This window comes from Pseudomonas sp. MYb541, assembly GCF_037479595.1.
Taxonomy (GTDB): domain Bacteria; phylum Pseudomonadota; class Gammaproteobacteria; order Pseudomonadales; family Pseudomonadaceae; genus Aquipseudomonas; species Aquipseudomonas canadensis.
Genome location: NZ_JBBGYS010000026.1, coordinates 58,140 through 81,645, shown reverse-complemented (window position 1 = coordinate 81,645; position 23,506 = coordinate 58,140). Strand labels below are relative to the sequence as shown.

At 57.4% G+C, this 23,506-nt stretch carries 23 protein-coding genes and 2 tRNA genes; 4 read left to right on the top strand and 21 right to left on the bottom strand.

The annotated features are described in order from the left end of the window. Positions 1-5: 5 nt before the first annotated feature. The 9 genes from rimP to rlmE form a co-directional block, all read right to left on the bottom strand. On the bottom strand, positions 6-464 hold the full coding sequence (gene rimP / locus WH299_RS17350) for a ribosome maturation factor RimP (RefSeq protein WP_038843818.1): 459 nt from the start codon (positions 462-464) through the stop codon (positions 6-8). A gap of 140 nt (positions 465-604) precedes the next feature. Further along, a tRNA-Met gene (locus WH299_RS17345) sits at positions 605-681 on the bottom strand. Positions 682-777: 96 nt separating this feature from the next. Beyond that, positions 778-863, bottom strand: a tRNA-Leu gene (locus tag WH299_RS17340). A gap of 22 nt (positions 864-885) precedes the next feature. After that, positions 886-1,269 carry a preprotein translocase subunit SecG gene (gene secG, locus WH299_RS17335; protein WP_003194191.1) on the bottom strand — a complete coding sequence of 128 codons (384 nt, stop codon included), beginning with the start codon at positions 1,267-1,269 and terminating at the stop codon, positions 886-888. A 4-nt stretch (positions 1,270-1,273) separates the two neighbouring features. After that, positions 1,274-2,029 (bottom strand): triose-phosphate isomerase, encoded by a 756-nt coding sequence (gene tpiA / locus WH299_RS17330; RefSeq protein ID WP_003194193.1) that lies wholly within the window; start codon positions 2,027-2,029, stop codon positions 1,274-1,276. Between the two features lie 66 nt (positions 2,030-2,095). Next, on the bottom strand, positions 2,096-3,433 hold the full coding sequence (gene glmM, locus WH299_RS17325) for a phosphoglucosamine mutase (protein WP_028617970.1): 1,338 nt from the start codon (positions 3,431-3,433) through the stop codon (positions 2,096-2,098). 16 nt (positions 3,434-3,449) lie between these two features. Continuing rightward, positions 3,450-4,301 carry a dihydropteroate synthase gene (gene folP / locus WH299_RS17320; RefSeq protein ID WP_339550875.1) on the bottom strand — a complete coding sequence of 284 codons (852 nt, stop codon included), beginning with the start codon at positions 4,299-4,301 and terminating at the stop codon, positions 3,450-3,452. An 8-nt stretch (positions 4,302-4,309) separates the two neighbouring features. Then, positions 4,310-6,220: an ATP-dependent zinc metalloprotease FtsH gene (ftsH, locus tag WH299_RS17315; RefSeq protein WP_033898262.1), complete on the bottom strand. Its 1,911-nt coding sequence runs from the start codon at positions 6,218-6,220 to the stop codon at positions 4,310-4,312. Positions 6,221-6,420: 200 nt separating this feature from the next. Next, positions 6,421-7,071: a 23S rRNA (uridine(2552)-2'-O)-methyltransferase RlmE gene (rlmE, locus tag WH299_RS17310; RefSeq protein WP_016976819.1), complete on the bottom strand. Its 651-nt coding sequence runs from the start codon at positions 7,069-7,071 to the stop codon at positions 6,421-6,423. Positions 7,072-7,177: 106 nt separating this feature from the next. Between rlmE and yhbY the strand changes: the two genes are divergently transcribed. Continuing rightward, positions 7,178-7,486 (top strand): ribosome assembly RNA-binding protein YhbY, encoded by a 309-nt coding sequence (yhbY, locus tag WH299_RS17305; protein WP_028617972.1) that lies wholly within the window; start codon positions 7,178-7,180, stop codon positions 7,484-7,486. A 23-nt stretch (positions 7,487-7,509) separates the two neighbouring features. Here yhbY and WH299_RS17300 read toward each other — a convergent pair whose 3' ends face one another. The 8 genes from WH299_RS17300 to grpE all read right to left on the bottom strand — a co-directional run bounded on the left by WH299_RS17300 (position 7,510) and on the right by grpE (position 17,977). Continuing rightward, positions 7,510-7,914: a hypothetical protein gene (locus WH299_RS17300; protein WP_025999772.1), complete on the bottom strand. Its 405-nt coding sequence runs from the start codon at positions 7,912-7,914 to the stop codon at positions 7,510-7,512. 28 nt (positions 7,915-7,942) lie between these two features. Further along, positions 7,943-8,419 carry a transcription elongation factor GreA gene (gene greA / locus WH299_RS17295; protein ID WP_339550873.1) on the bottom strand — a complete coding sequence of 159 codons (477 nt, stop codon included), beginning with the start codon at positions 8,417-8,419 and terminating at the stop codon, positions 7,943-7,945. Continuing rightward, on the bottom strand, positions 8,416-11,637 hold the full coding sequence (gene carB / locus WH299_RS17290) for a carbamoyl-phosphate synthase large subunit (RefSeq protein ID WP_068935249.1): 3,222 nt from the start codon (positions 11,635-11,637) through the stop codon (positions 8,416-8,418). Before carB ends, greA begins: the two co-directional genes overlap by 4 nt. 105 nt (positions 11,638-11,742) lie before the next feature. Beyond that, positions 11,743-12,879, bottom strand: a complete 1,137-nt coding sequence (gene carA, locus WH299_RS17285) for a glutamine-hydrolyzing carbamoyl-phosphate synthase small subunit (protein WP_068935247.1) — start codon at positions 12,877-12,879, stop codon at positions 11,743-11,745. Positions 12,880-13,137: 258 nt separating this feature from the next. Further along, a complete protein-coding gene (gene dapB / locus WH299_RS17280) occupies positions 13,138-13,944 on the bottom strand; it encodes a 4-hydroxy-tetrahydrodipicolinate reductase (RefSeq protein ID WP_033898256.1) in 807 nt (268 codons plus the stop codon). Between the two features lie 10 nt (positions 13,945-13,954). Then, on the bottom strand, positions 13,955-15,079 hold the full coding sequence (gene dnaJ / locus WH299_RS17275) for a molecular chaperone DnaJ (RefSeq protein ID WP_016976814.1): 1,125 nt from the start codon (positions 15,077-15,079) through the stop codon (positions 13,955-13,957). 318 nt (positions 15,080-15,397) lie between these two features. Continuing rightward, positions 15,398-17,314: a molecular chaperone DnaK gene (dnaK, locus tag WH299_RS17270; protein ID WP_339550872.1), complete on the bottom strand. Its 1,917-nt coding sequence runs from the start codon at positions 17,312-17,314 to the stop codon at positions 15,398-15,400. Between the two features lie 102 nt (positions 17,315-17,416). After that, positions 17,417-17,977, bottom strand: coding sequence for a nucleotide exchange factor GrpE (gene grpE / locus WH299_RS17265; RefSeq protein WP_016976812.1), 561 nt, complete (start codon positions 17,975-17,977; stop codon positions 17,417-17,419). Between the two features lie 254 nt (positions 17,978-18,231). Between grpE and recN the strand changes: the two genes are divergently transcribed. Continuing rightward, a complete protein-coding gene (gene recN, locus WH299_RS17260) occupies positions 18,232-19,905 on the top strand; it encodes a DNA repair protein RecN (protein WP_122728084.1) in 1,674 nt (557 codons plus the stop codon). A gap of 85 nt (positions 19,906-19,990) precedes the next feature. On the opposite strand, the gene fur is transcribed toward recN, so the two are convergent. After that, positions 19,991-20,395 (bottom strand): ferric iron uptake transcriptional regulator, encoded by a 405-nt coding sequence (fur, locus tag WH299_RS17255; RefSeq protein ID WP_003194220.1) that lies wholly within the window; start codon positions 20,393-20,395, stop codon positions 19,991-19,993. A gap of 98 nt (positions 20,396-20,493) precedes the next feature. Here fur and WH299_RS17250 point away from each other — a divergent pair, with 98 nt between their 5' ends. Next, on the top strand, positions 20,494-21,021 hold the full coding sequence (locus WH299_RS17250; RefSeq protein WP_016976810.1) for an outer membrane protein assembly factor BamE: 528 nt from the start codon (positions 20,494-20,496) through the stop codon (positions 21,019-21,021). A 63-nt stretch (positions 21,022-21,084) separates the two neighbouring features. Here the strand turns inward: WH299_RS17250 and WH299_RS17245 are convergent, their stop codons facing one another. Continuing rightward, a complete protein-coding gene (locus WH299_RS17245) occupies positions 21,085-21,387 on the bottom strand; it encodes an RnfH family protein (RefSeq protein WP_122728082.1) in 303 nt (100 codons plus the stop codon). Then, positions 21,380-21,814 carry a type II toxin-antitoxin system RatA family toxin gene (locus WH299_RS17240; RefSeq protein ID WP_005791512.1) on the bottom strand — a complete coding sequence of 145 codons (435 nt, stop codon included), beginning with the start codon at positions 21,812-21,814 and terminating at the stop codon, positions 21,380-21,382. Before WH299_RS17240 ends, WH299_RS17245 begins: the two co-directional genes overlap by 8 nt. A 168-nt stretch (positions 21,815-21,982) precedes the next feature. Between WH299_RS17240 and smpB the strand changes: the two genes are divergently transcribed. Beyond that, positions 21,983-22,465 carry an SsrA-binding protein SmpB gene (gene smpB, locus WH299_RS17235; RefSeq protein WP_005791513.1) on the top strand — a complete coding sequence of 161 codons (483 nt, stop codon included), beginning with the start codon at positions 21,983-21,985 and terminating at the stop codon, positions 22,463-22,465. A 36-nt stretch (positions 22,466-22,501) separates the two neighbouring features. On the opposite strand, the gene WH299_RS17230 is transcribed toward smpB, so the two are convergent. Further along, on the bottom strand, positions 22,502-23,269 hold the full coding sequence (locus tag WH299_RS17230; protein ID WP_122728080.1) for an FCD domain-containing protein: 768 nt from the start codon (positions 23,267-23,269) through the stop codon (positions 22,502-22,504). Positions 23,270-23,506: the final 237 nt, after the last annotated feature.

Here is a 23,506-nt window from a genome sequence, read left to right as displayed (position 1 = left end):
GCGTCTCAGTCAAAACTGGGAATAATGTTGGCCTTGTCGATCATATCGATCGGCAACAGGAACTCATGGTCTTCTACCTGCACCACGACATCCTGTTCTTCTACACCGCGCAGAAGGCCCTGAAAGTTGCGTCGCCCTTCGAAGGGAGAACGCAGCTTGATCTTCACTTGTTCACCGGCAAATTTTGCAAACTGCTCAATAGTGAACAGTGGGCGTTCCATGCCTGGCGAGGAAACTTCGAGGGTGTATTCAACGGAGATCGGATCTTCAACATCCAGCACACCGCTGATCTGACGGCTGACAATGGCACAATCGTCCACCAGCACGCCGCCCTCTTTATCGATATAAACGCGCAACATTGAGTGGCGACCTTGAGCCGAAAACTCAATACCCCAGCATTCATAGCCTAGGGCCACGACCACCGGGGCCAGCAAGGCCTGCAACTCTTCTAGCTTGCTCGACACCTGAACCCCCTCGTGCATGTATGTGCATGCTGTGCAAAATAAAAAAATGGGCGAAACGCCCATCCTTGAAACGCCGTCGAACAGCGGCGTTGAAAGTGTCCAGCTAACAAAAAGCCCCTTAAAAGGGGCTCCGCTAAAACTGGTTGCGGGGGCCGGATTTGAACCGACGACCTTCGGGTTATGAGCCCGACGAGCTACCAGACTGCTCCACCCCGCGACAAAGCTGGGGCGGAAGTATACGACCGATCCCTTACAGGGTCAATGTAACCTTCCACCTACAAGAAAGCCCGCAACAGCGGGCTCTCCTGATAATTGGTACCGAGAAGGGGACTCGAACCCCTACACCCTATGGGCACAACCACCTCAAGGTTGCGTGTCTACCAATTCCACCACCTCGGCAATACAGCGATTACAACCCTTCTTACTTCTGCTCTTGAGCTGGAGGTACGTCAGTCGCTGGAGTAGCCGACTTTTGCTCTTGAAGCACCGGGACATCATCAGAAGCCGGTTTTGCTTTTGGTACTTCCAACACTGCTGGGTTTGGGAGACCTACTTGAGTCAGCACATGAGCTTTCTCTTTAGCAAAGTAACCTAACCCCAAGCTGGTTATGAAGAAACCGGCGGCAAGTATAGCAGTAAACTTACTAAGAAAGGTAGAGGAACCTTGGCTTCCGAACACAGTATTTGAAGCACCTGCACCGAAAGACGCACCAGCATCCGCACCTTTACCCTGTTGCAGCAAAACCAGAGCGACGACGCTCAGAGCAGCTAACAGATGAAAAACGACTACGACTGTTTCCAGCATTTTTTCAGTTTCCCGCGGCGCGACAGATCGCACCGAACTCATCTGCATTCAGGGAAGCTCCACCAATGAGCCCCCCATCGATATCCGGCATGCCGAACAGTTCGACCGCATTGGCCGCCTTCACGCTGCCGCCGTATAGAAGACGCACACCTTGTGCGACTTCAGAATTCTCTGCCGCCAACTGCGCGCGGATGGCTGCGTGCACATCCTGCGCCTGTTGCGGTGTAGCAGTCAGCCCGGTGCCAATGGCCCAGACCGGCTCGTAAGCAATTACTGCCTTTGCAAACGCACCAACACCCAACTCCTCAATGATACTGCCTAGCTGACGCGAGACAACTTCAAGAGTCTTGCCCGATTCCCGCTGCTCCAGGGTCTCCCCTATGCACAACACCGGAATCAAGCCACAAGCCTGTGCCGCTGCGAACTTACGATTGAGTGTCCCATCACGCTCGCCCATCATCTGACGGCGCTCGGAGTGCCCGACAAGCACATAGGAACAACCCGCATCGACCAACTGACTCGGCGAAATCTCACCGGTCAACGCACCTTGCATTGGCTCCACTGCGGAGTTCTGCGCGCCGACCTGAATCGACTTGCCTTTCAAGCCATCAACCACTTGGTTGATATGCAAGCAAGGCGGGAACACCGCAACATCAACACCGCTCGGCAAGGCCAAGTGACGAAGGCCATTGATCAGCTCAGCGACACTGGCGCGGGTACCGTGCATCTTCCAGTTACCAGCTACCATAGTGCGACGCATGCTGTACCTCGTCGGTCAAAGTGGGCGCAGATGTTACCCAACCACATCATCACTGGCAAGCCGAATTCAGGCGCAAACTTCAGTTACCAGTTTTGCCAGGTCTTCGGCATGGCCGCGAACCTGTGTTTCATCGTCACCTTCGACCATGACACGCACCAGAGGCTCTGTGCCGGACTTGCGCAACAACACGCGACCACGCCCCGCCATAGCGAGGGTCACGCGCTCACACGCCTCTTTGACAGCCGGGTGCTCGATCGGGTTTTCGCCGCCACCAAAACGCACATTGAGCAGCACTTGCGGACATTTGCGCAGCGCCTGGCGCGCCTGGGCCAGACTCTCTTCGCGTCGACGCAAGGACAGCAGAACCTGCAACGCAGCGATAATCGCGTCACCCGTGGTGGTGTGCTGGAAGCAGACTACGTGCCCTGAGTTCTCCCCCCCCACCTGCCAGTTACGCTCAAGCAGCTCGGCGATTACATAGCGGTCACCGACATTGGCGCGCACGAAGGGAATACCCAGGTCCGCCAAGGCCAATTCAAGCCCCAGATTGCTCATCAAAGTACCGACGACGCCACCCTGCAGCTTGTTACGCTCGTGCATGTCACGCGCAATGATGAACAACAGGTCATCGCCATCAACAATCGCGCCCGTGTGATCCACCATCAGCACGCGATCACCATCGCCGTCGAAGGCGATACCCAAGTCGGCATGCTCGGCCAGGACGGCCGCCTGCAGTTGTTCCATATGGGTGGAACCACAGTTTTCGTTGATGTTCAGCCCGTTGGGCTGGGCCGACAATACCGTCACGTCCGCGCCCAACTCCTTGAACACGCTCGGTGCGACCTTGTAGGTCGCGCCGTGTGCGCAGTCGACCACAATCTTCAAGCCGGCAAAATTGGTGCTGCTCGGCACACTGCTCTTACAGAATTCGATATAGCGGCCAGAGGCGTCATTGATACGCGACACCTTGCCCAGCTTGCTGGATTCAACCACCGTCATCGGCGCGTCCAGCAACTCTTCGATCATCAACTCGATCTCATCCGGCAGCTTGGTGCCCTGGCCCGAGAAGAATTTGATACCGTTGTCATCATGAGGATTGTGCGAGGCACTGATCACGATACCGGCTTCAGCGTGAAAGGTACGCGTCAGGTAAGCGATCGCCGGCGTCGGCATGGGCCCCAACAGCATCACATCCGCGCCTGCGGCGGACAGACCCGCCTCCAGTGCCGACTCAAACATGTACCCCGAGATACGGGTGTCCTTGCCCACCAGAATGCGGCACGCGCCCATACTGCGGAACGCCATGCCCGCCGCCCAACCCAGCTTGAGCATGAAATCAGGAGTAATCGGAAATTCGCCGACCCGACCACGGATACCGTCGGTGCCAAAGTATTTTTTAGTCATAAGTGCTCCATCATTCTTATTCGGCTGATTCTACAGCGGCAATCATACGCACGACATCTACGGTCTCGGCGACATCATGCACACGCAAGATACGCGCACCCTTGGTCACCGCCAGCGCAGCCAGTGCAAGGCCGCCATACAGCCGTTCACCCACTGGACGATTCAAGGCCAGCCCTATCATGCTCTTGCGCGAAACGCCGACCAATAGGGGCCGACCAAGGGCATGCAGGGCTTCCATATGCTTGAACAGACTCAGGTTGTGCTGCAGGGTCTTGGCGAAACCGAAGCCGGGATCGAGGATGATTTTTTCCTCAGCAATCCCCGCGACAGCACACCGAGCGACCCGCTCAGCGAGAAAACCGCTGACTTCGCTAACAAGGTCATCATAGTGAGGACTGTCCTGCATGTTGCCGGGCTCACCCAGCATGTGCATCAGACACACCGGCAGACCGGTTGCCGCCGCCGCATCAAGGGCTCCGTCGCGCTGAAGAGAGCGCACATCGTTGATCAGCCCCGCCCCAAGGCGGGCAGTTTCGCGCATCACGGCCGGCGTCGACGTATCAACCGAGATGATCACATCCAGCTCACGCGCAATACGCTCGACGATCGGCGCCACCCTCTCCAACTCTTCCAAGGGCGAAACGATGCGGGCCCCAGGCCGAGTCGACTCACCACCCACATCAATCAGGGTCGCTCCCGCCGCAACCATTGCTTCAGCATGTCGCAACGCTGCATCAAGTTGGCTGAAGCGGCCGCCATCGGAAAAGGAGTCGGGGGTTACGTTGAGAATGCCCATGACATGCGTATGGGCCAAATCAAGAACCCGGTTGCCGCAAGGCAACCGGGTGGAGGACAACACAGAAGTCATTTCAAGCCTTAGACGTCAGCTGCCGGGCCGCCGATCGGGGTTTCAGGGCGTTCATTCTGAACCACTGGCGGAGTACCAGAGGTGCCCGAACCGCCTTCCCAATCGCGAGGCTCACGAGGTGCACGACCCGCCATGATGTCATCGATCTGATCGGCATCAATGGTCTCGTACTTCATCAGCGCATCCGCCATGGCATCCAGCTTGTCGCGGTTGTCCGTGAGGATCTGCTTGGCCGTGCCGTAGCACTGGTCAATGATGCTGCGCACTTCGGAGTCGATCAGCTTGGCCGTCTCACCGGAGAAGCTGGCGCTTTGACCACCACCGCCGCGACCCAGGAACACTTCGCCTTCTTCCTCGGCATACATCAAAGGACCGAGTTTTTCCGACAAGCCCCACTTGGTCACCATGTTCCGTGCAATCTGGCTGGCACGCATGATGTCGTTAGAAGCACCGGTAGTGACACCGTCAAAGCCCAGGGTCATTTCTTCCGCAATACGACCGCCGTACAGCGAACAGATCTGACTGATCAGTGCGCGCTTGGAGAGGCTGTAGCGATCCTCTTCCGGCAGGAACATGGTCACACCCAGCGCCCGACCACGAGGAATGATCGACACTTTGTAGACCGGATCATGCTCAGGCACGACGCGACCAACGATAGCGTGACCCGCTTCGTGATAAGCGGTGTTCTGTTTCTCTTTTTCGGACATGACCATGGATTTGCGCTCGGCACCCATCATGATTTTGTCTTTTGCCAGCTCGAACTCTTTCATTTCAACGATGCGCTTGCCGGTACGGGCAGCAAACAACGAGGCCTCGTTCACCAGGTTGGCCAGGTCGGCACCGGAGAAGCCTGGAGTGCCACGGGCGATCACGGCCGGAGCCACGTCGTCGCCCATCGGCACTTTGCGCATGTGTACTTTCAGGATCTGTTCGCGACCACGGATATCCGGCAAGCCAACTACCACCTGGCGGTCGAAACGGCCTGGACGCAGCAATGCAGGATCCAATACATCCGGGCGGTTGGTTGCAGCAATGACGATGATGCCATCGTTCATTTCGAAGCCGTCCATCTCAACCAGCAGTTGGTTAAGGGTCTGCTCACGCTCATCATGACCGCCACCCATGCCGGCGCCACGATGGCGACCAACGGCGTCGATTTCATCGATGAAGATGATGCATGGCGCATGCTTTTTAGCTTGTTCGAACATATCGCGAACACGGCTGGCACCGACACCGACAAACATTTCGACGAAATCAGAACCGGAGATGGTGAAGAAAGGCACCTTGGCTTCGCCGGCAATCGCCTTGGCCAGCAAGGTTTTACCGGTACCCGGAGGACCAACCATCAGTACACCGCGAGGAATACGGCCACCCAGGCGCTGAAACTTGCCCGGATCGCGCAGGAACTCGACCAGCTCGCCTACTTCTTCCTTGGCTTCGTCGCAACCGGCAACGTCAGCCAGGGTAGTTTTCACCTGATCTTCGGAGAGCAGGCGTGCCTTGCTCTTGCCGAAGCTCATCGGCCCGCCCTTGCCTCCCGCACCGCCTTGCATCTGGCGCATGAAGAACATGAACACGGCGATGATCACCAGGATCGGGAAGCTGGCAACCAGCAATTGGGTCCAGATGCTCTGCTGCTCAGGCTGTTTGCCTTCGACAACGACGTGGTTATCCACAAGATCGCCGATCAGACCGTTGTCCTGAATAGCCGGACGAATGGTCTTGAAGCTGTCGCCATCGTTGCGTTTGCCGGTGATCACGTAGCCATCAACCGCTACGCGTTCGACCTTGCCATCCTTAACTTGCTGGATGAAGTCGGAATAGTTGAGGGTCTGCGGCTCGTTAGGGCTGGAGAAGTTGTTCATCACCGTCACCAGGACAGCCGCGATGATCAACCACAGGATCAGATTCTTTGCCATATCGTTCAATTAACTACCCTCTGAAGCAAGCTCCGCTACTGGCGCGCGCTTCGCATGATATTCACCGGCCTAACTTACTACATTACCTACAACTCTGGCAGGCGCCGTCTGTAACCCTTTGTGAAACTTTGACTACACAATATTCGTAAAGCTTCGTGACGAAAGCGATATAAAAAAACCTATCGCCCTCCTCGAATTCCTCAAAAACGCTCTTCACTCGCAGCGCCTTCAACCCCGCGGAAGCCGCGGCACAGCAGGTACTGCTCCCGAGACCTGTCTCGGGATGAGTCAGGCTTACGCGTTTGCACCTTCTCGAACAACTTGCGAATGTTCTTGTGGTACTCGTCGAAACCCTCGCCCTGGAAGACTTTCACCAGAAAATCACCACCAGGACGCAAAACCCGACCCGCCAAATCCAGCGCCAGCTCACATAGGAACATTGCGCGCGGCATATCAACGGCCGGTAATCCACTCATATTGGGGGCCATGTCGGAAATCACAAGGTCTACCTGCGAATTTCCCACAGCCTCAAGGATCTGTGCGAGTACGGCATCCTGAGTGAAGTCACCGTGAACAAAGGTCACATCCGGGATACTGTCCATTTCCAGGATGTCGGAAGCGATCAAGCGGCCCTGCCCACCAATCAGACGACTGGTCACCTGGGACCAACCACCTGGGGCTGCACCCAGATCGATAACGCTCATGCCTGGACGGATCAACTTATCCTTATCCTGGATCTCCAGCAGCTTGTAGCTGGCCCGCGAACGGTAGCCGTCCTTCTGCGCCTTTTTGACGTAAGGATCGTTGAAATGTTCTTGTAGCCACTTAAGGCTGGTTTTGGAACGGGCCACGGGCCACCTCGAAAAATAAAACGGGTCGTGATTAACTGGGCGGTCCCGGACTCGCTCGGGTAAACTGGCCGCCGCTTTTTACAAGATCAGACGCAGGGGTCAGATTATGCCGCTCACTCAAGAGCAGAAGAAACAGTACAAATCCATTGGCCACCATCTGAAACCAGTTCTGATTGTGGCAGATAACGGTTTGACTGAAGGTGTGTTAGCCGAATTCGAACGTGCGCTGAACGATCATGAACTGATCAAGATCAAGGTCAACATCCTTGACCGCGAAGCGCGCCTGGCTGCCATTGCAGAACTGTGCAAGGCAGGCAAAGCGGACCTGGTCCAGGTCATCGGCAAGATGGCGCTGCTGTATCGCAAGAACTTCAGCGTCAACAAGCAACTGTCGAACGTTCATCGCTTCAAATGATGACTTTCAAATAACAGCAAGGGTCACGGGCGTGCTTCGCGCGCCCTGCCACTCCACCCTGGCGCCGGCTGCATAACCAGCACCAGACCAGAAAACCCTAGTACAAGATAGCTGAATAGCTGCCAGCGCAACGCTTCCGGCAGCCAGACATGCACAATGCAATACATTGCACACGCATACAGCGCCATCAACAGCAGTTGCCCGCGAATATCCCGCCACAAACTCCCCAAGCCTTCAGCCTTGACCAGCACCAACGCCTGGAGCGTCACGCACGCCGCCGCAAAACCCACCAGCAACGCACTGAGTAATCCATCGATCTCATCGATCAGCAACGGTGCCAGGCCAATCAGGCCCAGCGCCGGCAACACGCCAATGTGCAACAACCACAGGCCACCCACCCAAAGCATCTGGGAAAGCTGCCAAAGCATGGCGCCCGCACGTAGCGGGCGCCGTCTTTCAGACGTGACGAACTTCAACAATCTCGTACTCGATCACGCCGCCTGGCGTTTTCACAGCAACCACATCACCCTCTTCCTTGGCAATCAAGGCACGGGCCAGCGGAGAACCGACAGAGATCTTGCCGAGCTTAAAGTCAGCTTCGTCCTCACCAACGATGTGGTAGACAACGCGCTCGTCAGTCTCGACGTTGGCGATTTCCACCGTGGTGCCGAAAATCACTTTTCCGGTATGCGGGATGGTCGTGACATCAATGATGACCTGGTTCTGAATCCGGCCTTCGATGTCACGAATCCGCGCCTCTACCATACCCTGCTGCTCACGAGCGGCGTGGTATTCGGCGTTTTCCTTCAAGTCACCCAGCTCGCGGGCCGTACCGATGTCCTGGCTCAGCTTTGGACGTACGACCTTGGTCAGATGGGCGTGTTCCTCTTCCAGGGCCTTGGCGCCCTGAACGGTCATTGGGTATTTGATCATGCCTTCAATCCTGCGTGTAGATCCTGCAAGCGACGCACGGTCTTCTCGGGACCGAACTTGAGCGCTTCGCAGATAGCTTCGCCAGCAGCAATGGTGGTGGTGCAGTAGATCTTGTGCTGCAAGGCGTTACGACGAATGGAGTAGGAGTCCGCGATCGACTGGCGACCTTCGGTGGTGTTGATGATCAGGGTGACTTCGTCATTCTTGATCATGTCGACCACGTGCGGACGGCCTTCCGTCACCTTGTTCACGCGACGCACTTTCAGGCCGGCAGCTTCGATCAGCTTAGCGGTCCCGGCGGTGGCCACGACTTCGAAGCCCAAGTTGATCAGATCACGGGCCACGCCTGCAACCAGTGGCTTATCATCATCACGCACACTGATGAACGCAGTACCACCAGTCGGCAGCACTTCGCTGGCACCCATCTGTGCTTTGGCAAACGCTTCACCGAAGGTGTCGCCCACGCCCATCACTTCACCGGTGGACTTCATCTCTGGGCCCAGGATCGGATCCACGCCAGGGAACTTGGCGAACGGGAACACCGCCTCTTTCACGCTGTAGAAGTTCGGAATGATTTCCTTGGTGAAGCCGATTTCCTTCAGGGTCTTACCTGCCATCACGCGAGCCGCGATCATGGCCAGGGACACACCGATGCACTTGGAAACAAATGGCACTGTACGCGAAGCGCGCGGGTTGACTTCGATGACGTAGATGTCTTCGCCTTGCAGCGCCAACTGTACGTTCATCAGGCCGACCACACCCAGCTCCAGGGCCATTTTCTTGACCTGTTCGCGCATCTCGTCCTGGATGTGCGCCGGCAGCGAGTACGGCGGCAGCGAGCATGCAGAGTCACCGGAGTGAACGCCTGCCTGTTCAATGTGCTGCATGATCGCGCCGATCACCACGTCGGTGCCGTCGCAAACGGCGTCCACATCCATCTCGATGGCGCAGTTGAGGAAGTGGTCCAGCAGCACAGGGCTGTCGTTGGACACTTTCACCGCATCACGCAGGTAGCGCTTCAGCTCTTCTTCTTCGTAGACGATTTCCATCGCACGACCGCCCAATACGTAGGACGGACGCACCACCAGCGGGTAGCCAATCTTGCTGGCTGCACGGATAGCTTCGTCTTCGCTGCGCACGGTGGCGTTTGGCGGCTGGCGCAGGTTCAGGCGCTCAACCATTTGCTGGAAGCGCTCACGGTCTTCTGCACGGTCGATAGCGTCTGGGCTGGTGCCGATAATCGGCACGCCTGCTTCTTCCAGGGCACGCGCCAGCTTCAGTGGAGTCTGGCCGCCGTACTGGACGATCACGCCCTTTGGCTTCTCGACCCGGCAGATTTCCAGCACGTCTTCCAGGGTCACTGGCTCGAAGTACAGGCGATCCGAGGTGTCATAGTCAGTGGAAACGGTTTCCGGGTTGCAGTTGACCATGATGGTCTCGTAACCGTCTTCGCGCAGGGCCAATGCAGCGTGTACGCAGCAGTAGTCGAACTCGATACCCTGGCCGATACGGTTTGGGCCACCGCCGAGGATCATGATCTTGTCGCGACCCGACGGCGCGGCTTCGCACTCTTCCTCGTAAGTTGAGTACATGTAGGCGGTGTCGGTAGCGAACTCGGCCGCGCAGGTGTCAACGCGCTTATAGACCGGGAAGATTTCCAGCTTGTGGCGGTGGCGACGCAATGCTTTTTCGGTCACACCCAGCAACTTGGCCAGACGCATATCGGAGAAACCTTTGCGCTTGAGCTTGAACATCAAGTCGCGGTCGATACTGGCCAGACCCAGGGTCTTGACCTTCTCTTCTTCCTTGATCAGGTCTTCGATCTGCACCAGGAACCACGGGTCGATCATGTTCATGCCGAAGATATCTTCGACCGACAGGCCAGCGCGGAAAGCATCAGCCACGTACCAGATGCGCTCGGCGCCCGGCACGGTCAGTTCGCGCTTGAGGATGCTCATGCTTTCCGGGTTGCTCAGGTCGAGCTTCTCGTCCAGGCCACAAACGCCCACTTCCAGACCGCGCAGGGCTTTCTGCAGGGATTCCTGGAAGGTCCGGCCGATGGCCATGACTTCACCGACCGACTTCATTTGAGTGGTCAGGCGTGCGTCGGCTTTCGGGAATTTCTCGAACGCGAAACGTGGCAGCTTGGTGACAACGTAGTCGATCGATGGCTCAAAGGACGCCGGAGTAGCGCCGCCGGTGATTTCGTTCTGCAGTTCGTCCAGGGTATAGCCGATCGCCAACTTGGCAGCGATACGCGCAATCGGGAAACCGGTAGCTTTAGAGGCCAGGGCCGAGGAACGGGATACCCGCGGGTTCATCTCGATGACTACCATGCGCCCCGTGTTCGGGCATATGCCGAACTGGACGTTGGAGCCGCCGGTTTCCACGCCGATTTCACGCAGTACCGCCAGCGAGGCGTTACGCATGATCTGGTATTCCTTGTCCGTCAGGGTCTGCGCCGGCGCAACTGTGATCGAGTCACCGGTGTGCACGCCCATCGGATCGAAGTTTTCGATGGAACAGACGATGATGCAGTTGTCCTTCTTATCGCGGACAACCTCCATCTCATACTCTTTCCAGCCGATCAGGGACTCGTCAATCAGCAGCTCTTTGGTCGGCGACAGGTCCAGGCCACGAGAACAGATTTCTTCGAACTCTTCACGGTTGTAAGCGATACCGCCACCGGTGCCGCCCATGGTGAAGGACGGACGGATAATGCACGGGAAGCCCAGCTTCTCGAGCACTGTGTTGGCCTCTTCCATGCTGTGGGCGATGCCCGAGCGCGGGCAGTCCAGGCCGATGGACTTCATCGCCTTGTCAAAGCGCGAACGGTCTTCGGCCTTGTCGATGGTGTCGGCATTGGCGCCGATCATTTCTACGCCGAATTTCTCCAGGACGCCTTCGCGCTCCAGATCCAGGGCGCAGTTCAGAGCGGTTTGACCACCCATGGTTGGCAGCAGCGCGTCCGGACGCTCTTTCTCGATGATCTTGGCAACAGTCTGCCACTTGATCGGCTCGATGTAAGTGGCGTCAGCCATGTCGGGGTCGGTCATAATGGTGGCCGGGTTGGAGTTCACCAGGATGACGCGGTAACCCTCTTCGCGCAGGGCTTTACAGGCCTGGGCGCCGGAGTAGTCGAATTCGCAGGCCTGGCCGATCACGATCGGGCCAGCGCCGAGAATCAGGATGCTTTTTATGTCTGTACGTTTTGGCATGGGTTTGTCACTCAAATCCGCAGGTCAGTCGGCAAGCCGTCTTGAACAATCTTTGAAGAGCCTGCGGGGGCCGCCGACGTTCGGGGCCGCCCGCAGGCCGCTCAGTCAGCGTCGCTTGGCCATCTCATTGATGAAACGGTCGAACAGCGGCGCTACGTCGTTCGGGCCCGGGCTCGCTTCAGGGTGGCCCTGGAAGCTGAACGCGCTCTTGTCGGTGCGCTCGATGCCCTGCAGGGAACCGTCGAACAGCGACTTGTGAATGGCGCGCACGTTGCTCGGCAGGGATGCTTCATCTACCGCAAAACCATGGTTCTGGCTGGTGATCATCACAACACCCGTGTCCAGGTCTTGAACCGGGTGGTTGGCACCATGGTGGCCGTGGCCCATTTTCAGGGTCTTGGCACCGGAGGCCAGCGCCAGCAGTTGGTGGCCAAGGCAGATACCGAACACCGGAATCTCGGTTTCCAGTACTTCCTTGATCGCCTGGATGGCATAGTCGCATGGCTCAGGGTCACCTGGGCCGTTGGACAAGAACACGCCGTCCGGCTGCAAGGCGAGCACTTCGCTGGCAGGCGTTTGCGCCGGCACCACGGTCACACGGCAGCCGCGCTCGACCAGCATGCGCAGGATGTTGTATTTGACGCCGTAGTCGTAGGCCACCACGTGGTAAGGCAGGTCCGCAGCTTCGATAGTTGCATGGCTGTCGGTCTTCAGGTCCCAGACAGTGGAGCGCCACTCGTACTTCTCTTTGGCACTGACGACTTTGGCCAGGTCCATGCCTTTCAGGCCTGGGAAACCTTGCGCTGCGGCAATCGCCGCCTCTTCGGAGATATTGTCACCGACCATGATGCAGCCGTTCTGCGAGCCTTTTTCACGCAGGATGCGCGTGAGGCGGCGGGTATCGATACCGGCGATCGCCACAACGTTGTTGGCTTTCAGGTAATCGGACAGCGACATCGTGTTACGCCAGTTGCTCGCAACCAGTGGCAGGTCACGAATAACCAGACCGGCCGACCAGACGCAATCAGACTCGACGTCTTCCGGTGTAGTACCGGTGTTGCCGATGTGCGGATAAGTCAGGGTAACGATCTGTTGGGCGTAGGAAGGATCGGTAAGGATTTCCTGATAGCCGGTCATGGCAGTGTTAAACACTACCTCTCCAACGGTCTGACCGTCGGCTCCAATGGCTTCGCCGCGAAAAATGCTGCCATCAGCAAGGGCGAGTATGGCTGGCTTAGTCAAGAAGACCTCCCGTAAATAAAGCCTGAAAGGGCGATCGCAGGTGTAAAAAAGCGGAGTGACGTATGGACACGTCACTCCGCTTATTCACTGAATTATTCTGCGCGCTTTTAGTGAACACACTAAAGCTGTAGCTTACAGAAAAAGGCTTTTTTGGTCCACCGCTAATGAGCCTAAAAGGCAGGGGAATGCGACAGGACGTCGCTTAGCGGGTAAAAACGGGGCCTCAGCATAAGCTTGAGGCCCTGCTTTAGCTACTGATCAGTGCAGATCCAGCACATCGCGCATGTCATACAGACCAGGCGTACGACCTTCCAACCAGAGCGCCGCACGTACAGCGCCCTTGGCGAAAGTCATGCGACTGGAGGCTTTGTGCGTGATTTCCAGGCGCTCCCCTTCAGTGGCGAACAACACAGTGTGATCACCCACAACATCACCACCACGCACGGTTGCGAAACCAATGGTGTCCCGCGCCCGCGCACCGGTATGACCTTCACGGCCGTACACCGCGACTTTCGACAGGTCACGACCCAACGCATCGGCAATCGCCTCACCCATGCGCAGCGCAGTGCCCGACGGCGCGTCGATCTTATGACGGTGATGGGTTTCGATGATCTCGATATCCGCCTCATCACCTAGCACGCGCGCCGCCAGATCCAGCAGCTTGAGCGACAGATTCACACCGACACTGAAATTGGCGGCGAACACGACAGGGATATCCTTGCCCGCCTCCACCAGCAACTGCTTCTGCTCAGCCGTCAAACCGGTGGTGCCGATCACCATGGCCTTGCCCGCCTTGCGGCAGAACGCCAGGTTTTTCAGCATCACGTCCGGCAGGGTGAAATCGATCAGCACATCGAATTCGTCCGCCACCTGCTCCAGATTGCCGGACAACGACACACCAATGCGCCCCAACGATGCTAGCTCACCAGCATCCGCACCAATCAATGTGCTGCCAGGACGAACAATCGCTGCAGTCAGCCCAGAGGCCGGCGAGCGCTGCTGCACCGCCTCGACCAGTGTCTTGCCCATGCGCCCGGCAGCGCCCATTACGGCTATACGTCGCATACTCAATTCCTTACAGGTCGCCGAAGAAGCGCTTCACGCCATCGAAAAAGCCCGCAGTCTTCGGCGAGTGGGAGTCATCACCTTCCATCGAGCTACGGAACTCTTCAAGCAATTCACGCTGACGACGGTTCAGGTTGACCGGTGTTTCTACCGCCACACGGCACATCAGGTCGCCAGCACCGCCGCCGCGCACCGGCGCAACGCCTTTGCCACGGATACGGAACTGCTTGCCGGTCTGGGTACCCTCAGGGATCTTGAGCTTGACTCGACCATCCAGAGTCGGAATTTCCAGCTCGCCGCCCAAGGCAGCATCGACGAAACTGATAGGCACTTCACAGAACAGGTGCTTGCCGTCACGCTGGAAGATCGAGTGCTCGCGCACATTGATCACCACGTACAGGTCACCCGTCGGACCGCCCTGAGTACCGGCTTCGCCTTCACCCGACAGACGAATGCGATCACCCGTGTCCACGCCCGCTGGCACTTTCACCGAAAGGGTTTTGTACTCTTCGACGCGACCTTCGCCGTGACAGGAATCGCACGGATCGGAAATGATCTTGCCCTGGCCATGGCAGCGCGGGCAGGTCTGCTGCACCGAGAAGAAGCCCTGCTGCATGCGGACCTGACCAATACCACCACACGTCGGACACGTGATGGGCGAGGAGCCCTTCTTGGCACCCGAACCATCGCACGGTTTGCAGTTGACCAGCGTCGGCACACGGATATTGACGCTGGTGCCACGCACGGCTTCTTCCAGGTTCAATTCCAGGGTGTAGCGCAAGTCGCTGCCACGCTGGGCGCCGCCACGCTGACCACCGCGGCCACCGCCGAAGAAGTCGCTGAACACGTCACCGAAAATATCGGAGAAGTTCTGACCGCCAAACCCGGCGCCGCCGCCACCCATGCTCGGGTCGACGCCGGCATGGCCGTACTGGTCGTACGCCGCACGCTTGTTGGGATCAGACAGACATTCGTAGGCCTCATTGGCCTCTTTGAACATTTCTTCGGATTCTTTGCTATCCGGATTACGGTCCGGGTGGTGCTTCATCGCCAAGCGACGGTAGGCCTTCTTCAGGTCCGCCTCGCTGGAACCGCGCTCCACACCCAATACTTCGTAATAGTCACGCTTTGCCATAAGTCTTTGCACTCTTAAGGACGTTCAGCCAGACCCTCCTGAGCCTTGCCAAACTCGTTGAGCCCCAATACAGGCCCGGACCCAACTCACGTCAATTCAACGATCCTGGTCGTTACTACTTTTTAGCCAGGGACCCGGCCAAAAGAGCGGTATTTACTGCTCGGAAAGCAGGAGCATTCCCGATCACACCGCCAGCATCCGAACACTGTCGCATGCTGTAAAAATTCGCATACCCCAGACACGCCAACGCGGGAGCAAGCTCCCGCGCGGCGACATCCTACCAGTCACCGCTTGATAGCGGTCAACCGGGCGACCAACTTACTTCTGGTCTTTGACTTCTTCGAACTCGGCATCGACAACATCGTCGTGCTTGGCTTCAGGCTCTGCCTGTTGCGCAGCACCGTCAGCTGGCTGACCTTGTTCGGCGTACATTTTCTGAGCAACCGGTGCAGAGACTTTCGACAACTCTTCGATCTTGGCTTCGATAGCGGCCTTGTCGTCGCCTTTAACAGCGGCTTCCAGGGCAACTACAGCAGCTTCGATGGCGGTCTTCTCTTCAGCCGTTACTTTATCGCCAGCGTCAGCGACCATTTTGCGAGTCGAGTGAACCAGTGCATCACCCTGGTTACGGGCGCCAGCCAGCTCGGCAAACTTGGCATCCGCATCAGCGTTGGCTTCAGCATCACGGATCATCTGTTGAATTTCTTCATCAGACAGACCGGAGTTGGCCTTGATGGTGATCTTCTGCTCTTTGCCAGTCGCCTTGTCTTTCGCGCCGACGTGCAGGATGCCGTTGGCGTCGATGTCGAAGGTTACTTCGATTTGCGGCACGCCACGTGGTGCTGGTGGAATCTCGGCCAGGTCGAACTTGCCCAGGGACTTGTTCTGAGCAGCCTGCTTACGCTCACCTTGCAGCACGTGGATGGTCACGGCGCCCTGGTTGTCATCGGCAGTCGAGAACACCTGGGATTTCTTGGTAGGAATCGTGGTGTTTTTCTCGATCAGCGCAGTCATTACGCCGCCCATGGTTTCGATACCCAGGGTCAGCGGGCTGACGTCCAGCAGCAGCACGTCTTTCACATCACCGGCCAATACCGCGCCCTGGATGGCAGCACCCATGGCAACCGCTTCGTCCGGGTTCACGTCTTTACGTGCTTCTTTACCGAAGAACTCGGTCACTTTCTGCTGAACCAGTGGCATACGGGTCTGACCGCCGACCAGGATCACGTCGTTGATAGAACCAACGTCGATACCAGCGTCTCTCAGCGCAATGCGGCAAGGTTCGATGGTGCGCTGAACCAGGTCTTCAACCAGAGCTTCCAACTTGGCGCGAGAGATCTTCACGTTCAAGTGCTTAGGACCGGTGGCATCTGCAGTGATGTACGGCAGGTTCACGTCGGTCGACATGCTCGAGGACAGCTCGATCTTGGCTTTCTCAGCAGCTTCTTTCAGGCGCTGCATCGCCAGCGGGTCACCCTTGAGGTTCATGCCGCTTTCTTTCTTGAATTCGTCAACGAGGTAGTCGATCAGACGAATGTCAAAGTCTTCACCGCCCAGGAAGGTGTCACCATTGGTGGCCAACACTTCGAACTGGTGCTCGCCATCAACTTCAGCGATCTCGATGACCGAGACGTCGAACGTACCGCCACCCAGGTCATAAACGATCACGGTGTGGTCGCCTTTGGCCTTGTCCATACCGTAAGCCAGAGCAGCTGCGGTTGGTTCGTTGATGATACGTTTTACGTCCAGGCCCGCGATGCGGCCGGCGTCTTTGGTCGCCTGGCGCTGGCTGTCGTTGAAGTAAGCCGGAACGGTGATCACCGCTTCGGTCACAGCTTCACCCAGGTAGTCTTCGGCAGTCTTCTTCATCTTTTTCAAGACTTCAGCCGAGATCTGCGGTGCCGACATCTTGTTGCCATTTACTTCTACCCAGGCGTCACCGTTGTCAGCCTTGGCGATTTTGTAAGGCACCATCTTGATGTCTTTCTGCACGACTTCTTCATCGAACTTACGGCCGATCAGACGTTTTACCGCGTACAGGGTGTTGTGCGGGTTGGTGACAGCCTGGCGCTTGGCCGACTGACCAACCAGGATCTCGCCATCATTTGCGTAAGCAATGATCGACGGCGTAGTACGCGCGCCTTCGGCGTTTTCGATAACTTTGGCTTTGCCGTTTTCCATGACGGAGACACAGGAGTTGGTGGTCCCCAGGTCGATACCGATAATTTTGCCCATGATTTACTCTCCCGAAACTTGAATTTGGATGCCGCAGCAGTGGTGGCTAACTGCGGTAGCACTTAAACGCTTGACTTATAGATGGGGGCCTTGCGGCGTATTTCAAGCCTGCTCATCAATAGAAGGCGAAACCGGTGCAGGCGCCTTGCTCACTACGACCATCGCCGGGCGCAGCAAGCGACCATTGAGCAGATAACCCTTCTGGAACGTTTTGAGCACGCTGTTCGGCTCCAGGTCATGGCTTTCCTGCATGGCCATGGCCTGATGATGCTCAGCGTTGAACGGTTCGCCGCCTTGTGGATCGATCGCTTCCAACTGATAACGCTTCAGGGTGTCCTGGAACATTTTCAGGGTCAGCTCAATCCCTTCGCGCATCGGGCGGATGTTTTCGTCGTCCGGGTTGGACAATTCAAGGCCACGTTCCAGGCTATCGATGATCGGCAGCAAGTCATTGGCGAATTTTTCCAGCGCGAACTTGTGAGCCTTTTCTACATCCTGCTCGGCACGGCGGCGGACGTTCTGCAGATCAGCGGCAACACGCAAAGACTGGTCCTGCGCAGCGGCCAATTGCTCTTCGAGCACTTGCACACGAGTCGCCAGCTCATCGCCGACAGCCGAATTGGCGTCTGGAGTTTGCGTATCCTGCGTCTGTTCGTCAGCCATAGTTTTCTCCTTTCAAAATCATGCGCGAACTCAACTCGCGCTTCTGTTCGGGTATATGGGGCCACAATTTCCAGGTTCAAGGGTGCAAGCGTTACCAAAAGTCTTTCGACTGACCTTCATCAATTCCTGCTTGATCATTCCTGGTTGCGCTAAAAAAAATCCAGGTTCAAGCAAATCGAGCTAAGCACCAGGATTGTCAGCTTCAGACAAAACACTGTATAAATAACCAGACCTAAAGCCTGGGAGCGGCCGTCATGCTCGTGCACCTGTCCGTACATAACTACGCCATTGTTGAACACCTGGATCTCGAGCTGGATCGTGGGATGAGCGTAATCACAGGCGAAACCGGCGCCGGCAAGTCGATCATGCTCGACGCCTTGGGCTTAACCCTGGGTGATCGCGCCGACAGCGGCGTGGTGCGCCCCGGTGCGGACAAGGCCGACATCCTGGCCACCTTCGACCTGGCGGATATTCCCGAGGCAGAGGCCTGGCTGGCCGAGCGCGACCTTAATAATGAAGGCCCGTGCATCCTTCGGCGGGTCATCACAGCGGAAGGCCGGTCCCGCGGCTACATCAATGGCACCCCCTGCCCGCTTGGCGACCTAAAAGCCCTGGGCGAACTGCTGATCGATATCCACAGCCAGCATGAACACCAGTCCCTGCTGAAAACCGATACCCATCGCCGCCTGCTTGATGAGTACGCTGGCGCCACAGACCTTGCCCGCCAGGTGCAACTCGCCGCCCAGCGCTGGCGCCAGACTCGCCAGGAGCTGGAGCGACTCTCCAACTCCGGCGATGAACAACGAGCTCGCCATCAATTGCTCAGCTATCAACTCGAAGAGCTGGAAAGTCTGGGCTTGGGCGAAACCGAACTGGAGCAGCTTGAGCAGGAACACAAGAACCTCACCAACGCGGAAACCTTGCTGGGCATTTGCCGCCAAGTGGTAGAGCAATGTAGTGAGAGTGACTCCGGCAATGTACTTAACGCACTGACCGCCAGCCTCAATCGCCTCTCTAGCGTGAACAGCGCCTCCGGCTCACTCAGCGAGGCCACGACCTTGCTCACCAGCGCACAGATTCAAGTAGAGGAAGCCGTCGGTGAGCTGAATCGCTTCCTGGACCACTTCGATGCCGACCCCGCACGTCTTCAGGACATAGAGGAACGCCTCGACACTATCTATACCCTGGCGCGCAAACATCGCATCCAGCCCACCGAAGTGGCGACGATGCAGCAAAAGCTGCTGGATGAAATCGAGACCCTGAACGCCAACGATGAATCCATCGAGCGCCTGGGCGACGAGCTCGCCTCTTTCGCTCGCCATTACCAAGAGAAGGCGCGCGAACTCAGCGACTTGCGCCAGCAAGCAGCGACGAGCCTGGCCAGCGCGGTGGAGCTGGAGATCCAACGCCTGGGCATGCCCGGCGGTCGCTTCACCATTGAATTGCGCACCAACGCCAGTAACGAACTGCAGCCCCACGGGCTGGAGCAGGTCGAGCTACTGGTCAGCGCCAACCCCGGGCAACCGCTCAAGGCACTGGCAAAAGTGGCCTCCGGCGGTGAACTGTCGCGAATCAGCCTGGCTATCCAGGTGATTACTGCGCAAACCTCTCGGGTGCCGACACTGGTGTTCGACGAAGTCGATGTGGGGATCGGTGGGCCGACAGCAGAAATTGTTGGCCAGTTGTTGCGACGCCTGGGGGATCGTGGCCAGGTACTGACGGTCACCCACTTGCCACAGGTTGCAGCCCAGGGGCATCAGCACCTGTTTGTGCACAAGGTGCGCGGCAGCGATGCAACACACACAGCCGTGTCCAAGTTGAATAAGTCGGAACGCGTTGAAGAAGTGGCACGCATGCTAGGCGGGATCGACTTGACCAAGGAGTCCTTGGCGCACGCGAAAAAAATGGTCGTGGCGGCGAAGGCCTGACCGGATAATTTCGCCTCTATAGAAAGCACGAAGGCGACCCTGAGGTCGCCTTCGATCATTTTGCAGCGCGAATCTGCAGCGCTTGTTACTTTTTCTTACGGATGTACAAGACCAGATTATGGTCAACCAGATCGAAGCCATGCTCCTCAGCAATCTTGTGCTGCAGCGCTTCGATTTCCGGACTGGTGAACTCGATAACCTCATTGGTATCCAGGTCAACCATGTGGTCGTGATGACCACCGTCAGCCAGTTCAAATACTGCATGACCGCCGTCGAAATTATGACGAACCACCAGCCCTGCGGCTTCAAACTGGGTCAGTACACGGTAAACCGTGGCCAGGCCGACGTCCTCGTTAGACTCCATCAGCGCCTTATAGACATCCTCGGCACTCATGTGACGCTGCTCAGCAGAATCGAGCATTTGTAGAATCTTGACTCGTGGCAGAGTCACTTTGAGACCGGCTTTGCGTAGTTCGCTATTTTCAACCATGGTTAGCTTTCTCGCGGATGCTGCTTCGCAGCTTCTCTTAATACGGGTATGATCGGCGTTTACGTTGTCCCAGCCAAGATAGTGGAAGTCGCCCACCGATGCAAAACACCAAGCTCTTGCTAACCAGTTTCACCTTTGTGGGACTGCTCGCACTCGCCGGTTGTTCATTCCCCGGGGTTTACAAAATCGACATCCAGCAGGGCAATGTCGTCACGCAGGACATGATAGACCAGTTACGCCCCGGAATGACCCGACGGCAAGTACGGTTTATCATGGGTAACCCCCTGCTGACCGACACATTCCATGCCGATCGCTGGGATTATCTCTACAGCCTGCAGCCTGGTGGCGGTGAACGCCAACAGGAGCGCGTCAGCGTCATTTTCAATGGCAATGACCAGCTTGTCAGCCTGTCCGGCGACTTCATGCCCGGCGTAAGCCGTGATGAAGCCTTGCTTGGCAAAGACAATGGCACCAACGTCACTGCGCCGGCGCAGGAAGGCGAGAAGCCGAAGTCCGAAGTGCCGGCCAAGCCAGGCTCTCTGCTCGACAAGATCCAGAAAGACGTCGACGGCGTGGAAACGGTTCCCGTCCCGACGCCACAGCCTCTGGATACCAGCCCGCAGTAATTTTGCGGCGCTCAACAAAAAGCCCGGCATGCCGGGCTTTTTGTTGCCTGCCATTTGGCCGACCTATGAATTCTGTTGCTTGGCCAGCGCCGCCTTGGCTGCGCGCAACCTGCGTATTTCTTTTGGGTCTGCCAGCAAGGGGCGGTAAATCTCAATGCGATCACCCGCCTGCACACAACGCACTTCAGCGTCCGCGACCACTTTGCCGAATATACCCAAAACGCAGTCAGCCAGATCCAACTCAGGGAATTGCGCCGCAATACCTGACGCCTGCACCGCCGAACGCAGGCTAGTGCCGGCTGGCACCGTCACCGCCAATAGAACCTGGCGATCCACGCCGGCGTACACCACCTCAATCTCAACCATGCAGTTGCTTGGCTCGCTGACAGAATGCATCCACCAGGGTATTGGCCGCCTGATTGAACAAAGGCCCCAACGTCGCGCGCACGATAGGCCCCGCATAATCAAAGGAAAGGTCCAGGCTGATCTTGCAGGCCTTGTCCGTTAAGGCCTTGAATACCCATACCCCGTGGAGCTGGGTAAACGGCCCCTCCTGTAAATTCATTTCAATGGATTTCCCAGGCACCAGCACATTGCGCGTAACAAAATGCTGGCTCAGGCCGCCCTTCGCGACCCCGACACTGGCGACCATGTGCTCATCACTGCTTTCCAGCACCTCGGCCGTTGAGCACCACGGCAGGAATTCCGGGTAACGCGCCACGTCGTTGACCAGGTCATAGAGCGCCTGTGCCGGATAGGGCAGCAGCGCTGAACGTTGAATATGCGTCGTCATGTGTGCGTCATTTCCACAGCTGAGCAGCAAACATCGCGGAAGAACAGCCCGATCCGCGAAAGAAAAAAACCAGAGAACTGCCCGCATTGTCCGGGATTCGTCCAACACGCTCAAGCACGCAGGTTGACCGTAGCCGACAGGCTCGCAACTCCCTATAATGCCGCCCCTATGGCTAAACAAAAGAAACACCCCACAGGGACCATCGCGCAAAATAAAAAGGCGCGACACGATTACTTCATCGAACATCGGTTCGAGGCTGGTCTGGTCCTGGCCGGCTGGGAAGTAAAGAGTCTGCGTGCCAGCAAGCTGCAACTGGTCGACAGTTACGTGCTGCTCAAGGATGGCGAGGCATGGCTGCTTGGCAGTCATATCACCCCGCTGACCACTGCGAGCACTCACGTGATTGCCGATCCGGTGCGCACGCGCAAGCTGCTGCTCAATGCCCGCGAACTGGAAAAGCTCGCCGCCGCCGTACAGCAGAAGGGCTACGCCTGCGTCTGCCTGTCCTGGTACTGGAGCAAGCACTTGGTCAAGTGCGAGATTGCCCTGGGCAAGGGCAAGAAGGAATACGACAAGCGCGATACCGAGCGTGAGCGCGACTCCAATCGCGAATTGCATCGCGCCGTGCGCAACAAGGGCAAGGAAGACTGATCCTTGCTGTGATGTAGCCTTGGGAGGCCCCCTCGGCTACATCCCCTTGCGCCGCTCCGCACGCGCCACGCGCTGAACTTCCTGACGCACTTCTTCCAACACTTCCTGCACATACAGCAGGTGACGTGTTGAGACTTCCCGCGCCTGCTCGGCGCGCCCTTCGAGAATCGCCAGGTACAGATCCCGGTGCTGACTGATCAGCATGTCGCGGGTTTCCGTTCGCTGCTGATACATGCCGCCGATGTTGGTTACCACGTTACGTTTGAGCAGGTCGAACAGACCGCGAATGGTGTGCAGCAACACGGCGTTGTGGCTGGCCTCGGCGATAGCCAAGTGAAACCGCGCATCCGCTGCGCCCTCCTCGGCCCGACTCACCTCATCGGACCGGGTGTAGCAATCCTGTAGCGCTTCGAAGGCAGCCGTAAGGCGCTCGCGATCAACCTCCGTCGCGCGCAACGCGGCGTAGTAGGCGCAAGAGGCCTCAAGGGTCTGACGAAACTCCAGCAGATCACGCTGAGCCTCGGGGTTGTTCTCCAACAGGTGCAACAGCGGGTCACTGAACGTAGAGCCCAATGATTCAGCCACGTAGTTACCACCGCCCTGGCGGCTGACGAGCAAACCTTTGGCCGACAGTTTCTGGATCGCCTCCCGCAAAGAAGGGCGCGACACCCCGAATTGCTCAGCCAACGCGCGCTCGGCCGGCAAGCGCTCACCCGACTTCAGCGTGCCCTCAAGGATCATGCCCTCAAGCTGCTCGACAATGTCATCGGACAAACGGCGCTGACGCACCTGATCAAACCCCATCACTTACTCTCCACCATCCCGACCACTCGCCGGGGCCCTATTCTGGCCTATCGCAGCGCCTGCGGCACCTATCAGAACGTCTTCATTTCAACCGATCAGAACTCCTGCACACCGACCTACGACCAAAGTTTCGCAAGCGGCAAATTGACACGCCCCTGGCAAGGCTTTTACTCTAGCCAACAGCGATTGTAAATTGGTATTACCAATTATCCAAGCTGACCAAACAACAACAACAAC